Consider the following 16,471-nt stretch of genomic DNA (forward strand, 5'->3'; position numbering starts at 1 on the left):
TTTTAAAACGGATTTTTAATGAAAAGGATTTTATGGCTTTTAGCCATTACATTTACTCACCTCTCAAATATTGCCCTAGCCGCCTCCCTACCTGTTGAAGCTTTTGCCAATCTCCCAGATGTGCGCTTTGTAACCTTATCGCCTGATGGCACAAAAGTCGCTTCATTAATCAGGGTGAGTACCCCCACACTCGACGGGCAAATGCTGAGTATTCGCGATATAAACAACAATAAAGATATTTTTCCTGTTCAAACCGACAATCAAAAGTTTGTGATTTTATCGCTCACATGGGCAAACAACGATATTGTCTTAATCAAAGCCAAATACCCTGCCACCCGCCGCGGCGTACCCACAACAGAAACACGCTTAATGAAATACAGCTTAAGCGACGATAAAATCTCTAGTGTGTTTTCTAAGCGGACCTTTTCCCGCTTCCAATTTGTGCCTCAAATACAATCGTCTATTGTCGATTATCTTGATAACGATCCAGACCATATTCTTATGCAAATAAGTGGCTTAGGCTCTAAGATGCAATATGAAAGCGTGATTAAAGTCAGCTTAAAAAGCGGTGGAATAAAAATAAAACAACACGCACAGAAGTACATTGAAAATTGGTTAACAGACAGGCAAAACCAGGTACGTATTGGTATTTATCGCGACGATACAAGCTACCGTATTTATGAGCAACAAGAAGCCGATGGCGACCTGCGCTTATTATGGGAGTTTGAAGCCTTAGGTGAAAATGCAATTTGGCCTATCGGCTTTGATCATGACCCAAACATCCTTTATGTCAGCGCTTACTATCAAGGGTTAAAAGCCATTTTTAAAGTGAATTTAACCGACCCAAATCTCTCCAAAGAACTGGTATTTCAAAACGAAAATTATGATGTTGAAGGTCAGCTAATTTATTCCAATTTAAAACAAAAAGTCATCGGTATTGATACCAATATTGAAGGTGAGTTTATCTTTTGGGACAACGACTACATCAAGCTCAACAATGGTTTGAACGACGTATTACCAGAATCACACAACGTCATTAATCAATTAAGCGACGATGAACGCCGTTACCTAGTTTATAGTACTGGCCCAATAGAATCTGGTACTTACTTTTATGGCGACAGAGACAAAAGAGAGCTGTATCCAATCGCTTATCGTTATAGTCAATTGCCGCCAGAAGTATTATCTAAACCTAAAAAGGTTAATTACACTACCCGTGACGGCTTGGCCATCGAAGCCTTTTTAACCACACCAAAAGACACGGAAGCGAAAAACCTCCCAACCATTATTTTTCCCCATGGCGGTCCGATTAGTTACGACTCCACCACGTTTGACTACTGGGCACAGTTTTTCGCTAATCGCGGCTATGCCGTCTTACAGATGAACTTTCGTGGGTCTGCTGGGTATGGTTATCAGTTTATGAACTCAGGATTAAAAAACTGGGGTCTTGAAATGCAAAATGACATTGAAGATGGTACTCATTGGTTAGTAAGTCAAGGTATTGCAGACCCTAAACGTATGTGCATTGTAGGCGCAAGCTATGGTGGCTATGCAGCATTAATGGGGGTAGCCAAAACGCCTGATTTGTACAAATGCGCGATCAGTATTGCAGGCGTGACAGATCTTGAGAGTTTAGTGAAGTCATCTCGTAACTACGACAACAGTAAAATTGTTAAAAAACAAATTGGCGATGATTATGATGACTTATACCAACGCTCACCAATAAGTAAAGCCGCCAGTATAAAAGTGCCTGTATTGTTAATCCACGGCACTAAAGATCGCGTCGTTAAAGTAGACCACAGCGAAGAAATGTACGATGAACTTAAAGGATTAAATAAACCAGTTAAGTACGTTGAACTTGAAAATGGCGACCATTTCCTCAGCAACAATGAACACCGCTTAACAACATTTGTTGAAATAGAGCGCTTCTTAACAACCCATATTGGGGTAAAATAACCTCAAGTAATGACAAGTAGGCCCTAAGATAAAAGAGAATATCATGACCCAAGAATTGATCATCACCGACCTTGAAATCGGCACGGGCAAAACGGCTGTAAAAGGCGCATTAATTACCACTCGCTATAGTGGATGCTTAGCTGATGGCACTCAATTTGATGCATCGGATGCTTTTCAATGTGTCATAGGTACAGGACGTGTGATTAAAGGCTGGGATCAAGGCATTATTGGCATGAATGTCGGCGGTAAAAGGCAATTATCAGTACCGGCACACCTCGCCTATGGCGAACGACAAATTGGTGACCGTATTCCAGCGAACTCAGATTTGTTTTTCGAAATCGAATTAATTGAAGTGCTGACTCGAGATGATTAATCAGTAATTGATTACTCCGATTAATACGAAATAAAAAACGCGACTCAAAAGGTCGCGTTTTTATTATACGATTAATATAAAGTATTAAGCGTAAGAATGTTCGCCATGCTGGTGATCTGTTACGTCACGCACACCGGTTAATTCACCAGGGAACATATCTAATAACTGCTTTTCAATACCATCTTTTAAGGTAATATCGACTTGTGAACAACCGTTACATCCACCGCCAAACTGCAATACAGCAACACCGGCTTCAGTAATTTCTACCAACATGATATTACCGCCGTGACTGGCAAGTTGTGGGTTAATTTCTGACTGAATAACATATTCAATACGTTCAACTAATGGTGCATCACCAGACACTTTACGCATTTTGGCGTTGGGTGCTTTTAACGTTAATTGTGAACCTAATTGATCTGTTACAAAATCGATGCTGGCATCATCTAAAAATGGTGCGCTTTTTTCGTCAACCATGGCGCTAAAGCCATTAAATGGTAACTCAACATCGTCAGCTTCTACCGCATCTGGTGGGCAGTAAGACACGCCACACTCAGCTTGTGCTGTGCCTGGACTTATAACGAAAACACGAATGTGAGTGCCTTCTGGCTGATCGGCCAATAATTTAACGAAATGGGCCTGAGCTGTATCGGAAATGGTGATCATGAAAACCTGCTCCCTCAGGGTATACCCGAGTAATTTAGTAAGAATTAGGCACATGATACTCTGTGTTGCATTTTCTTTGTAGTCTCGACACGCTTTGATCTTAAAAAAATGATCGAGCTCAAGGTTTTTTAACATTCAAAGCCGAGTTCAAGCCAACATGTTTATCCCGACCTTTTAAAATAGTTGATTGTTTTTGTTAGAGAATAATATTGTTATTACTCAAATCGATTTAATCTAATAGCCCCGGAGCTTCCGCACGAGCTAAACACCAAGTTTGTACATAAATAAATTGCTGACTAAATAACCTCGCAATTTCATCTACGGTGGTGCCAGTTGTGACCACATCGTCGATTAACGCAACCCGCTGATACGAAACATTACCGCTCAACTTAAACGCATTATGACAATTTTCACGGCGCTGCTTACCCGACAAATCGGCTTGGGGTACGGTATCAACCACTCTGGTTAAACAGGTGTCATCTAACGGAATATTAAGTGTCTTGCTTAGACGCTCCGCAATCAACCAAGCTTGATTAAAACCACGTTGACGCAAGCGATTTGGATGTAAAGGAACCGGAATTAGCACTTGAGGCGCACGAATGAGTTTATGCTCAATTAATTGATTAATACGTGTGGCAAGCTGTTGGGCAATAGCGTTAATGGGTGCACATTGTTGTTGATATTTAATTGCCGCAATCAATGGCCCTAACCCCTGGTGATAACTGCAAGGCGCAATAATCAACATAGGGGTATGTTTCAAGCATTTACCACAATAGGCTTGCAACAGTGGTATTTCGCGCCCACAGCCTAGACACACTTCATGCTGGTATAAGCTTGCGGCTAAGCACACCTGGCAAATTCCAGTCAGTACCTGGTTAGGAAATAACTGCTGATAATCAAGCTGCTCAATTCGATGCTGGCACAGCTGGCAACGGTTGGGTAAACTGCCAAGCAATGCCACATGAGCATGTTGATAAACAGACCTACTGTGTTTTAGCAAATCCATTATGTTTCGTTTAAATACAGACATAGGCTATTCATTCCATTAAATAGTCAAATACGAGGGGTTAACGTGAGCTTTCCTGCACTGCATATCGATACTGTTGGCACCCATGGGCCAGATTTAATCCTACTGCATGGTTGGGGGGTTAATAACGCCGTATTCAGCCCACTAAAAAACGCATTACACCAGTATAGAGTGCATTATGTTGATTTGCCGGGATTCGGTTTAAGCCCCAATATTGATGGTGATATCAACCAATGGGCTCAAGCACTCGCACAGCAATTGCCTAAACACGCTATTTGGATTGGCTGGTCTTTAGGTGGGCTAATTGCCAGCAAGGTAGCAATTGATTACCCTGATTCGGTCGCAACACTGGTGACTATTGCGTCATCTCCGTGCTTTATGGCTAGAGACGAATCAATAACCATGCCTGCTTGGCCGGGGATTTTACCCGCAGTATTAGCACAATTTTCAGCACAACTTAATCGTAATTTACCACGTACAGTTGAACGCTTTTTAGCGATTCAAGCCATGGGAAGCGATAACGCAAAAGCCGATATTAACCAAATAAAACAACTAGTACTCAGTAAACCCTTACCAAGTAGACTGGCACTCTCACAGGGTTTAACCATGTTGGAAGAAGTGGATATACGAGAGCGGCTGAGCCAAATAACGCAACCCTGGTTTCGGATGTGGGGCAAACTCGATGGATTAGTGCCTCGCAAAGTTATTCAGCAAATGCCACAAGCAGAAAACATTAACGACATATTGCTAAACAAAGCCTCACATGCACCGTTTATTTCACATCAAGATGATTTTTTGCACCACTTATTGCCTTGGATCATAAAATATCAGCAATAGCGCTTTAGCAATGTTCACTTTTTGGCTATAATTTAGCCACGGTTTAATCTCGTAGCGACCTATAATGATCATTACCACTCATTATCCGCAAGTCCCGCTAGCAACATCGAATGTTGCGACGGATCTTGCACGAGTGGACAATCAACAAAAACCGCCGATTATTCCACCGCAAGAACCCAGTAAAGGCCATGAAGAACGCGCGTTTAATCCACAAAATGAACGCGCACCAACATACGTTGTGGCAGAAAAAAAACAACAGCAAGACCAATCACAACGTCAGCAACAAAACTTAACCCAACAATCTGTCGACCCTAAGGCGTTATTGCAACAACCCACTCGCCAACAGGCGCAGCAAAAGCAAACGTTACGCGTAATTGCGAGCAACACACCTGCGCTGCAACGCAAAGACATTCAAGTAAAATCGCAGTCAACGCCAGTAAAAAACCAAACGGAATCTAAACCGCGCCAAACTGACAACATGACCAGCGCCAGCGCTCAGCAATTTGGTATGCGGATTGGCCAATTTTATCAGCAACAATCCGCGCCTAATCTCGAATCGCAATTACAAATATTAGCGTGACACTTTCTTTACATTTTTAGCGGAAACGAGTGTGTTCCTTCCTGTTTTAAATAGCATTTTGTTGTACGCCAAACTCCCCCACAACGCCCAACCCAAAGCCGTTTCAGCTTGTTTACTATCGAGTTCTTTAGGGATTAAATGCTCACTGGCAAAGTCATACGTAAAGCTTTCTGCTGGTAATTCTGGCTGTAAAATAGTGACCTGGTTACCCTCTAATAAGCCAAAGTTTTTGTCATATTGCATCATCGCCCGCCCCTTCCAATCGCTTGGAACCTGGGTTAAATCTCGACCTAACATTGGATAACTGTCAGACACGCCCATCAGCGACAATAATGTGGGTGCCATATCGATTTGGCTTGTCACCCGTGAGTCACGTTTAACGTCAATACCTTCGCCTAAAATCAGCCCTGGGATCCTAAAGCGAGAAACTGGCACTAAGTCTGAACCACTGACACGGCTGTCATGATCTGCCACAACTAAAAATATTGTGTCTTTCCAATACTCTGATTTTTTTGCTTTTTTGAAAAACTCGCCCACAGCATAATCGGCATATTTTACTGCGTTATGCATGGTGTATTGTGGTTGCTCATAAAGCTCAATCCGATTGTCTGGGAACTCAAATGGATCATGATTACTTGAGCTAAACACTAAACTAAAGAAAGGTTTACCTTGTTTATGCATTCGCGAAAACTCTTCATCAGCTCTGAATAACAAGTCTTCGTCTGACACTCCCCAAGACGCAATAAATGCAGGATTTTTATAATCACCTTGATCAACAATATTGGTGAAACCATTACCTAAAAAGAAACTGCGCATATTATCAAAATGACTTTCACCACCATAAATAAATTGGGTTTCATAACCATGTTGCTTTAATAAATCTGCAATCGTAAAAAAGCCTGTCTGACTCTTACCTAGCTTAACCACTGCTCGCGCTGGTGTTGGTGTAAAACCAGTAGTAATCGCTTCAATCCCTCGCACCGAGCGAGTACCTGTGGCGTAAAGGTTTTCAAAAAACCAGCCTTCCTGCGACAACTTATCGATATTGGGTGTTAACGGTAACCCACCTAAACTTCCCACAAAACGTGCCCCTAAACTCTCTTGTAAAATAATCACCAAGTTTTTAGGTTTACCACTATAACTGGCTTGATTAAACGACAATGATGGAATATCTGCTGAGGTAAATGCACTCATGGATCGGCCACTTTCACGGCGCACAATATCAATAATTTTATCGGCAGATAGTTTGCCATACACTTTTGAAGCATCTTCTTCGTTATTCATTTGCGAAATTGCAAACATTAATGAAAACGATGAATTAAGCACTAATGAATTGACTAATGGGTCATTGGAAAACGCCACTAACGAAGGGTTTAACGGGCGGTGTCCTAAAGATGAACGCGCGCCTAATAAAGTCACGACTATGACTAATATGGTTAATACAGGGCGCCAATACCATTTTGGGTATGTAATTTGTTGCGTTAAACGGCCACCGAGCCACCAACCACCAGCTAACGTACCAATTGTGATAAGTGAAGATAAAATAAGCTCAGCTTTGCGCCCAGCCCATAACATCGATAAGACTTCTTTTGGATATATCAGATATTCAACATATAAACGGTTTGGCCTAAAACCATATTCGGCGATAAAAGACGGCGTAGACACTTCTAAAAATACCAGTACCCATAAACCGAGCGTAAGCCACACACGTAAAATGACTAACCAGACACGGCCAACAATATGTTCACCCGAAAAAATAACAGTACCCAGTGCTGCAATGCCAAAAACCCAGCAGATAGAAGCAATATCAACCCGTAACCCCTGGCTTAAAATATAACCCCAACCTTGCGCATCGGTGACACGCTCGGCTTGCCATATCGACAAACCTATACGGCTTAAACTCATCACGATAAGCGAAATAATGCTAAAAGCGAAAATGGCTTTGAATAAACTGGGTGAGAAGTATTGTTTTTGTGGATTATGATTAACACCCACACCTGAGAAGCTAGTCGTCATTTAGACTCCATTATTATTATTTTTTATGCTCTTAACCAAATTTTGTGCGCAAAAAGCTAACCCTAAATAACAATGGTTATTAGGAAAATCTCATCAGCGACTATTAAAAAGGCAAAAACGTTAACAGTACCAACAACTTTATTTTTAACGGCAAAACAAGTTCATTTTTATCGTTAAAAAAGTCTACTGGGTAAATTTCAATATTTTTATGTATTTCAATTGCTAAAAAGAATGTGACCCTTTTTAACGATATACTCATAAAAAATTGGCACCAAAAGTAGTTAAACTTAAGACTTACGTTTAGGTAAAAAGTTCACTCTCAAGGCCGTTTTATTAACATTTATTTTACATTTGAGCTGGGGCTGGTTTTATTTTAAATACCATGGTTTGCGCCTATAAGTGACTTAATCTACATTGGGAATGTGAACAGTAAACTTAATCCGGTCTTCTGCCATTAACCCAAAACTAAATACAAAACCATTTACCTTGGCGATATTTTCCACAATCGCCAAGCCTAATCCATGACGCTCGGTATTAGTACGCGACTGTTCAGCCTGGAATAACGGTTGAGTTAGGCGCTCTAAATCATCGGTTTTTAAACTGGTTAGAAGTTGATTTTCTACACTCAGGGTTACGCCGTTAGCGTCACTGCTTAATCGAACGGTTATTACCGACTTTGGTGGACTGTAATACAACGCGTTATCAAATAAATTAGTAAGAATAAGATGTAATGAAAACTCATCGACCAAAACACTGCTATTACGCAGATAATTTTCCACCTGCATACGCTCAGTTATGGTGTTGTACTTAAATGTTAAGGCTTCAATAATTCGATCGACTAAATCGGTAACATCAAGCTGCTGTCGATGCAGATGCATATTTTCAGACGAAGCTTGCTGCAGCAGTAATAAGTTACTCACAATGGTCTTCATCCGCAGACTAATATTAAGCACATCTTGTTTATAAGTATCACCAATACGCTGATCATCCGGGTAGCGAATATAAATCTCACTTAAACTAATAAGCTCACTAATGGGTGTTTTCAGTTCATGGGCAATATCGGCGGTGATCCGCTTTTCAGTTTGCAAATATTGCTGGCTAATTTTAACGAACTTATTCAATTCATTACGTATCGGTTCAATCTCAAGATAACGCTCAGACTCAGTTGATAACGGAATATATTTTTGGGTGACATCAACACTTTTTAATGCGTTATTAAGTTCATTTAACGGCACTAAACCCCGAGATATCACCTTGACCACCGCCCAGCGCATCAACACAATTACCAGTAACAAACCAATGGCTAAACTGGAATCAATTATCACCAAAATTTGAGTTAAATCTTCAGAACTAATTGCCACGGTTAACCACATTGGCTCAACCGAGTACCCCACCACATTACGTAATGCATTTGGCACTTGAGGTTCAAAATATGACACCATTGCACGCCCTGAACGGCCGTCGGGTAATTCTACGTCAGCAAAAACAGCACTATTAATTGGTATGTCTTTTTTGAGTAAATCAATACCCGGAAAATGACCCAACGACTCCGAACGCTCAAATACGGCATCACCTTGCCATAGTTGAAAAAAGCTGGCTTTAGTTGAGGTGCCAAATTCAGGCATAAATTCGCCCGCAAAATCAAACTCAGTACCTTCAGGGGTTACTTTTACTAACGTTTTTAAATAATTAGATTTATCAGTGAGTGCATTATCAAACTCAACATCAACCCAATTATCGATACTGATATCAATCGCCAAAAATACAATAATTAAAATTGCTGTCACCACGTAGGTCATGGTGTTCATTAGTTTAGTCGTTAATGACTTCATGCTTGAACATCCACAAAATACCCAAAACCACGCTTATTTTTAATCGGTAACATTGCCCCTACAGCTTTGGCTTTTTTACGCACCGACGATAAATGCGCTTCAATCGTATTTTTAGATAAGTGATTAAACGATCCCACCACTGCCTCGCTGATTTGTTCAGGATTTAACACTTGTTTAGGGTTGTTAAATAAGTATTCCACTATCTTAAATTCGTTTTTAGTCAGATCGATAAAATGACCATTAACCCGCAAAGACTTATTGCTACTATCAAGCACAAAATCGGCGATGCTAATTGTTTTTGCTTGTTGATTTAACTCACCACGGCGCCCCATGGTAATTAATCGGGCCTGGAGCTCATCAAACGAAAATGGTTTGGTTAAATAGTCATCCGCGCCAGACAATAATCCGTTAACGCGGTCTTCCGCCTGAGATTTAGCCGATAAAATAATGACCTTAGCTTGATTACCTAGCTTACGGATACTTTTCAATAAGCTAATGCCATCGACATTAGGCAGCATTAAATCCAAAATAATAAAGTCATATTGATTGGTGAGCGCCATGCTCAAGCCTTCAGAACCGTCACCGGTTTCATCAACGGTATAACCCAAATGGTCTAACCCAACCCGAATACCACGGCGAAGTGCCTCAGAGTCTTCAATTAACAACACTTTCATTGAGCATCCTTTATCATTTTTATGCTTTATCCATGAAACTAACCACTATTTTGGCACATCGGTGTTCAGCCGTTACGAATAGTTTATGGCCATAAAACCGCCCACCAAATAATCGCAGCCATCAGCATGCTCACAAACACAAACGCTGATGAGATGTCCTTGGCCAAACCTGATAACGTATGAAACTCAAGGCCAATTCGATCGACAACGACCTCTATAGCAGTGTTAACCAGTTCGGCAAACAATACAAACAGTAGCGCTAAAACCAACATAGTAGTTTGTAGTGCTGTGATATTTGCCATACATGCAAACACTGTCAATGGCACAAACAGCATCAACTCTTGTTGAAAAGCCGCCTCGTTACGACACATCCACTTTAAGCCGTTAAAGGTATGTTTACAGGTATATAGTAAGCGCATTAGCCCTTGGCGCTTAACCACTATTTTAGGCGATTCAGTTGATTGAGCTTTATTTGCCGAGCTTGATGATGTCATGGAGCGTTCCTAATTCAATTTACAGTTGCTGGTGATATCTAATTTAGCATCACGCACCGAGGTATTTACGCCATAGAGGCCTAGCAAGCTGTGAAACAAGTTGTCGTGTGAGTAGCTTGCTGTTTGGGCATGCTCGGCAATACATTCACGGTCGACACCTTTTGCTTGGGTATAATCTTGCGGCAACCACATAAACCAAGGCACATGTGTTTGCTGGCTAGGCGCAATGCTGTAAGGCGTGCCGTGTAAGTACATGCCGCTTTCACCTAATGATTCACCATGATCAGAAAGGTAAACTAATGCCACGTTATATTTATCTTGATATTGCTCGAGTACCTTAATGGTTTGAGCCAACACAAAATCGGTATAGGCAATGGTATTGTCGTATACGTTGATGATCTCTTGGTCACTGCAATTTTCAATATCGCTGCGGCTACATGCTGGTGTAAATGATGCTTTATCCGCAGGGTAACGTTGCCAGTAAGTTGGCCCATGGCTGCCAATAGTATGTAACGCAATCAATTGGTTCGCTAACCCTTTACTCGACGTTGTACTAGCCAGAGCATCTTGTTGTAATTTTTGGTTCAGTTTTTCAACTAAAATCTCGTCGTAGCAACTTAAGCCATCACACAATGGGTTGTTTTCGCTAGGTGAAATATCAATTTTGTTAATCCGCGCGCCAACCGCTTTGTCGCCACCATCATTGTCAAACCAGGTCACTTCAACGCCTGCTGCTTTGATGACATCAAGCACATTATTTTGCGCATCGGCGGTTTCACGGTTGTAAGTGTTGTGCGTTAAATTTGAAAACATACAAGGCAGTGAATGCGCCGTAGCGGTGCCACACGACGACACATCTTGTAGCGCGATAATACCTAGGTTTTCAGTGTATGGGTTGGTATTACGCTGATAACCGTTATAAGCCATATTTTGTGCACGTGCGGTTTCGCCGACCACCAATACCATTAAGGTTGGTTTGTTATTGGCCGTTGGCACCAGTTGCGCATCGTCACCGATAGGGTTAAAGGTCAGTTTTTCTGTAAAATAGCGTTGCTTAACAAACTTAGCGGTATTGTAGATATGTGCCGGAATAATCATCTTGTTAAGGTACTTATTATTACGACCTACTGATGCGTAATCCTTGTAAAAAAACACAATCATTGCACCAATAACGGCCAAACCTAATACCACAAAGCCAACGCGACGAAATACGGTTTTAGCCACCGAAGCGCGATCAGTTACATTCGTGCTCAATAACCAAATCGATGGCAATACGCCAAACACCAACACATAACCTACTGAGTAGGCATTAATGTATGAGTATGCCTCGCCAGAGTTAGTCTCAAAAATATTTTCAATCATGCTGTAATCAATCATCACGTTGTACTTGAGCATCGCGTACATCGCCGCAGATGAGGTCAGCAGTAACACAACCATAACGGGCTTAAACACAAATCTAAACGTAAATAAACTGAAAATAACCATAAAGCAGCCACTGAGCAAAATAGCTGGAGAGAGCGAAAATAGCACATGGCCCTCTGTCGATAATTGGTAAATTTTACGAATAATAGGGAAGTTTAATACCAGGCCAAAATACACCGCAATAATGAGCGTCATCGCTTCATAACTGATGCTTTTGGGGGTAATGCGTGAAAGTGTTTGGGTTAATAATTTCAAAATTGCCACTCGCGTTAAACTCAACTGGCGCTGATATTCAACTAAAACACTTAAGATCCACTGAATAAAAACTGAATTATTGCTGACTGTAGAAGTTCAGTTTTCTAAGGCAATAAAAAAGCCCCTGCATAGCAATGCAAGGGCTTATTAATCAATAGCTTAATTCAGCTCAATCTTGTGTAAGCATAGGCAAATTATTTCTTAAGTTTGGCAAAGGCATCAGCAAAGGCATTACCCATCGCTGCATTCTGAGCGGGTTTTGCAGGTTTATTAGCCTGTTTTTGCGGTACTGCTGACTTAGGTTTACCACTATTAGGTTTACCACTAAATGAAGTCTTCTGTGAACCCGATTTTGCTTGGCCCATTTTGGCAGGTGTAGGCTTTTCATCAAGGCGCATACTTAAGGCAATGCGGCGACGCTCAACGTCCACTTCCATCACCTTCACTTTCACCACATCGCCAGCTTTCACCACGGTATGAGGGTCGCTAACAAACTTGTCGGTTAACGATGAAATATGCACTAAACCATCTTGATGCACACCCACATCGACAAAAGCACCAAAGTTAGTCACGTTAGTGACCACACCTTCTAAAATCATTTCAAGCTTGAGGTCTTTTAACTCCTCAACGCCGTCTTTAAAGTTAGCCGTTTTAAACTCACCACGCGGATCACGACCTGGCTTATCTAACTCAGCCAAAATATCGTTAATGGTTGGCACACCAAAAGTATCAGTGACAAAGTCAGCGGCATTGATGTCGCGCAATAAATCTGTGTTACCAATAAGCTGTGCAACCGGATGTTGTTTCGCTGCGGCAATGGCTTCAACTAAACTGTAAGCCTCAGGGTGAACCGATGATGCATCAAGCGGGTTGTCGCCATTGCGGATACGTAAAAAACCTGCTGCTTGCTCAAATGCCTTTGGCCCAACGCGCGGCACACTCAATACTTGCTTACGGTTAGTAAACTGGCCATTGGCGTCACGGTAATCAACAATGTTTTTCGCGAGGGTTTTATTTAACCCCGCTACTTGAGTCAATAACGGCGCAGACGCCATATTTAAATCCACACCCACACCGTTTACACAGTCTTCGACGACCGCTTCAAGTGACTGTGACAACATACTTTGGCTAACATCATGCTGATATTGACCGACACCAATCGCTTTAGGTTCAATTTTAACCAGTTCGGCTAAAGGGTCTTGTAAACGACGTGCAATCGATACGGCACCGCGAATAGACACATCTAAGTCAGGAAATTCATTAGCGGCAAACTCTGATGCTGAATAAACAGATGCACCCGCTTCGCTCACAATAACTTTAGTTAAATTAGGTTGCGATTCTTTTACTGCTGCAATGAGCTCACCAGTTAATTTATCTGTTTCACGCGAGCCTGTACCATTACCAATAGCAATAATCTCGACCTTATGCATCGCCACTAAGTTACTTAAGGTACGAATTGATTTATCCCATAAGTTTTGCGGTGCATGCGGAAAAATAGTGGTATGCGCGACCAGCTTGCCAGTGTTATCAACAATCGCTACTTTAACGCCTGTACGGATCCCAGGATCTAGGCCCATGGTGGCTTTCGCACCAGCTGGCGCCGCCATTAATAAATCACCCAAATTGCGAGCAAACACTTTAATGGCTTCTTCTTCAGCACTTTCGCGCATCTTAGAAATAAACTCAGTTTCCATTTGCAAGGCCACTTTAATTCGCCATGTTGAGGTCACTACAGTCTTTAACCAGGTATCCACACTAGAATCAGTTAACACTAACTTAAAATGATCGCTAATAATCACTTCGCAATAGCTGCCTTGGCTAGCTTCTGTGTCAGGATCGGCATTCATCGATAAACTGAGTACACCTTCATTGCGACCACGCAGCATGGCTAAGGCGCGGTGCGATGGGATTTTACTCATTAGCTCATTGTGTTCAAAATAGTCGCGGAACTTAGCGCCTTCTTTTTCTTTACCTTTCACCATACGGCTCTCAAGCACCGCTTGCTGGCTTAAGTGCTGGCGAACTTTACGTAATAGCTCTGCATCTTCAGCAAAACGTTCCATTAATATATAACGTGCACCGTCTAATACTGCTTTAGCATCGGCAAAACCGGCTTCTGGATTTAAAAACGCTTCAGCTTTACTGTCTATGTCCAATGTGCGGTCAGCTAATACGGCATCAACCAATGGTTCAATGCCCGCTTCAATTGCAATTTGACCTTTAGTACGGCGCTTAGGTTTATAAGGCAGATATAAATCTTCAAGGCGGGTTTTACTGTCGGCTTCATTAATGGCTTGAGCCAATGCAGGTGTTAGCTTTCCCTGTGCCTCAATACTCGACAACACCACCTGGCGGCGATCATGTAATTCACGCAAATAACCTAGGCGAGAAAACAAATTACGCAACTGAGTGTCATCTAAGCCACCGGTGGCTTCTTTACGGTAGCGGGCCACAAACGGTACTGTTGCACCATCATCTAAAAGCGCTATGGTCGCAGTGACCTGTTGCTCACGAACGTTAAGCTCTTGAGCGATAATCTGGGCAATATTATGCATAGTTGTTCGAATTCGGCATGGATTAAAATAAAATTATGCCAAAGATACCATAAAGACTACTAATTCGCTGCTAGTACGAAAAGCTTTATGATCCTTAGCAAAGAACAGACAATGCACAGCCTACATACTGATGATATGATTCACGCAAATACTGTCTTAAAAATGATACACAGATAAAAGAGTAGCAAAAGTGAAAACCAAGCTAATTACCCTCGAAGGTTACAACAAACTCAGACTTGAGCACGATTACTTGTGGAAAGAACAACGCCCTGAAATCACTAAAATTGTAACCTGGGCTGCCAGTCTTGGAGACCGCTCAGAAAACGCCGATTACACCTTCAACAAGCGTTTATTAAGGCAAATAGACCGTCGTGTTCGCTATTTACGCAAATTACTGCCCGACTTAAAAATTGTTTACTACGCACCAGAGCAAGAAGGCAAAGTCTTTTTTGGTGCCGTGGTTGAAATTGAAAACGATGCTGGCGACATCAAAACCTTTAAAATTGTCGGCCCAGAAGAAATCTACGACGAACGCAAAGATTACATCTCTATCGACTCCCCAATGGCGCGCGCACTTCTCAAAAAAGAAGTCGATGACGAAGCCGTCGTCAGCACACCTCAAGGCGATAAAACCTGGTACATTAATAAAATTACCTATACCAAAGACTAAAAGTACTTTAGTGTTCCCCAACCGATAACTGATAATTATCAGTTGGTTAAAAAAATTTTAAGTACTTACCATTAACACATCATTCCAGATGACTGCGTTTATCAAGATACTTTTATCGCTTTGCATTCCTAAATAGGTGTCAGTTTGAATAATACTAAAGGCAGTCTCTACATGGTGCTTGCAATGGCCGCTTTTGCCATTGAAGACATGCTGATTAAGTCCGCAGCGCAAACCACCTCTTTAGGCCAAATCCTAGCGCTATTTGGTCTCGGCGGCATGCTGGTTTTTATGCTGCTCGCATGGCGTAAAGGTCAAAAGATACTGCATCCTGCCATACTCACTGCGCCCATTTTAATTCGCGCAGTCTGCGAAGTGACTGGTCGCTTTACCTTTGCTTTAGCCATCACTCTCACCCCACTCTCTAGCGCCTCAGCAATATTACAAGCCACGCCGTTGATTGCCATGATAGGCGCGGCATTATTGTTTGGTGAACATGTTGGGATTAAACGATGGATTGCCGTACTGGTGGGGTTTATCGGAGTATTAATGATTATCCGCCCGGGACTTGCTGGGTTCGAAGCTAACTCACTATTCGCAGTCATCGCCACATTAGGCTTTGCCGGTCGCGATTTAGCCACTCGCGCAGCGCCGCCTGTGTTATCGAACATGCAACTTGGGGTATACGGATTTTTTGTATTAATCCCCGCAGGAATTGCCATCCAGCTATATCAAAATGAACCCGCACAACTCAATACCACAGCATCACTGCAAATCATCGGCGCAATTATTTTTGGTGTCGCAGCTTACAATGCCCTTACCATCGCCATGCGCGCTGGAGACGTGTCGGTCATCGCCCCCTTTCGCTACACCCGCTTATTATTTGCATTAGCGTTGGGTATATTCATATTCGGTGAAACACCCGACACCATGACGCTACTCGGCAGCCTACTCGTGGTGGTCAGCGGTGTTTACACGCTCAACCAAACACGTAAAAAGGTCACTTCGAGAGTGGTGAATAGTGAAGCTTAATGGGCCGTGTAAGATATGGACTATGGATATGAAGGCAGTGGTGCTTCATCTACGCCAGAGACTGACTCGTTTTGACAAAGCTTGTAATTAC

Annotated in this window: 14 protein-coding genes; 6 read left to right on the plus strand and 8 right to left on the minus strand. The window is 42.1% G+C overall.

The window, feature by feature from the left end; genetic code table 11:
* Positions 1 to 18: 18 nt before the first annotated feature.
* Together IEY40_RS15250 and IEY40_RS15255 are read left to right on the plus strand one after the other, a co-directional pair.
* Entirely contained in the window at positions 19 to 1,953 is a 1,935-nt protein-coding gene (locus IEY40_RS15250; protein ID WP_188957645.1) for an alpha/beta hydrolase family protein, read from the plus strand.
* A 43-nt stretch (positions 1,954 to 1,996) separates the two neighbouring features.
* Entirely contained in the window at positions 1,997 to 2,326 is a 330-nt protein-coding gene (locus IEY40_RS15255) for an FKBP-type peptidyl-prolyl cis-trans isomerase (protein WP_188957647.1), read from the plus strand.
* 84 nt (positions 2,327 to 2,410) lie between these two features.
* Here IEY40_RS15255 and nfuA read toward each other — a convergent pair whose 3' ends face one another.
* Both nfuA and IEY40_RS15265 read right to left on the minus strand, forming a co-directional pair.
* Entirely contained in the window at positions 2,411 to 2,989 is a 579-nt protein-coding gene (gene nfuA, locus IEY40_RS15260; protein ID WP_160052014.1) for a Fe-S biogenesis protein NfuA, read from the minus strand.
* Between the two features lie 229 nt (positions 2,990 to 3,218).
* Positions 3,219 to 3,995: a ComF family protein gene (locus IEY40_RS15265; protein WP_229777129.1), complete on the minus strand. Its 777-nt coding sequence runs from the start codon at positions 3,993 to 3,995 to the stop codon at positions 3,219 to 3,221.
* A gap of 66 nt (positions 3,996 to 4,061) precedes the next feature.
* Between IEY40_RS15265 and bioH the strand changes: the two genes are divergently transcribed.
* Both bioH and IEY40_RS15275 read left to right on the plus strand, forming a co-directional pair.
* A complete protein-coding gene (bioH, locus tag IEY40_RS15270) occupies positions 4,062 to 4,853 on the plus strand; it encodes a pimeloyl-ACP methyl ester esterase BioH (RefSeq protein WP_188957651.1) in 792 nt (263 codons plus the stop codon).
* Between the two features lie 64 nt (positions 4,854 to 4,917).
* Entirely contained in the window at positions 4,918 to 5,433 is a 516-nt protein-coding gene (locus tag IEY40_RS15275) for a hypothetical protein (RefSeq protein ID WP_188957653.1), read from the plus strand.
* Here IEY40_RS15275 and IEY40_RS15280 read toward each other — a convergent pair.
* The 6 genes from IEY40_RS15280 to IEY40_RS15305 all read right to left on the minus strand — a co-directional run bounded on the left by IEY40_RS15280 (position 5,425) and on the right by IEY40_RS15305 (position 14,681).
* Positions 5,425 to 7,449: an LTA synthase family protein gene (locus IEY40_RS15280; RefSeq protein WP_188957655.1), complete on the minus strand. Its 2,025-nt coding sequence runs from the start codon at positions 7,447 to 7,449 to the stop codon at positions 5,425 to 5,427. The two genes, IEY40_RS15275 and IEY40_RS15280, sit on opposite strands and share 9 nt — an antisense overlap.
* A 404-nt stretch (positions 7,450 to 7,853) precedes the next feature.
* Complete coding sequence (locus IEY40_RS15285; RefSeq protein ID WP_188957657.1) at positions 7,854 to 9,281, minus strand: sensor histidine kinase; 1,428 nt, start codon at positions 9,279 to 9,281, stop codon at positions 7,854 to 7,856.
* Positions 9,278 to 9,955 (minus strand): response regulator transcription factor, encoded by a 678-nt coding sequence (locus IEY40_RS15290; RefSeq protein ID WP_188957659.1) that lies wholly within the window; start codon positions 9,953 to 9,955, stop codon positions 9,278 to 9,280. The genes IEY40_RS15285 and IEY40_RS15290 overlap by 4 nt, the downstream gene beginning before the upstream one ends.
* An 83-nt stretch (positions 9,956 to 10,038) precedes the next feature.
* Positions 10,039 to 10,449, minus strand: coding sequence for a diacylglycerol kinase (locus tag IEY40_RS15295; RefSeq protein ID WP_188957661.1), 411 nt, complete (start codon positions 10,447 to 10,449; stop codon positions 10,039 to 10,041).
* Positions 10,450 to 10,458: 9 nt separating this feature from the next.
* Positions 10,459 to 12,126 carry a phosphoethanolamine transferase gene (locus IEY40_RS15300; protein WP_188957662.1) on the minus strand — a complete coding sequence of 556 codons (1,668 nt, stop codon included), beginning with the start codon at positions 12,124 to 12,126 and terminating at the stop codon, positions 10,459 to 10,461.
* Positions 12,127 to 12,320: 194 nt separating this feature from the next.
* The gene (locus IEY40_RS15305) at positions 12,321 to 14,681 is read right to left on the minus strand and encodes a Tex family protein (RefSeq protein ID WP_188957664.1); all 2,361 of its coding nucleotides are present in this window, start codon (positions 14,679 to 14,681) and stop codon (positions 12,321 to 12,323) included.
* A 190-nt stretch (positions 14,682 to 14,871) separates the two neighbouring features.
* On the opposite strand from IEY40_RS15305, the gene greB reads away from it, so the two are divergent.
* Entirely contained in the window at positions 14,872 to 15,351 is a 480-nt protein-coding gene (gene greB / locus IEY40_RS15310) for a transcription elongation factor GreB (protein ID WP_188957667.1), read from the plus strand.
* 144 nt (positions 15,352 to 15,495) lie between these two features.
* Complete coding sequence (locus tag IEY40_RS15315; protein ID WP_229777130.1) at positions 15,496 to 16,380, plus strand: DMT family transporter; 885 nt, start codon at positions 15,496 to 15,498, stop codon at positions 16,378 to 16,380.
* Positions 16,381 to 16,471: the final 91 nt, after the last annotated feature.

The organism is Shewanella ulleungensis, from assembly GCF_014648315.1.
GTDB lineage: Bacteria > Pseudomonadota > Gammaproteobacteria > Enterobacterales > Shewanellaceae > Shewanella > Shewanella ulleungensis.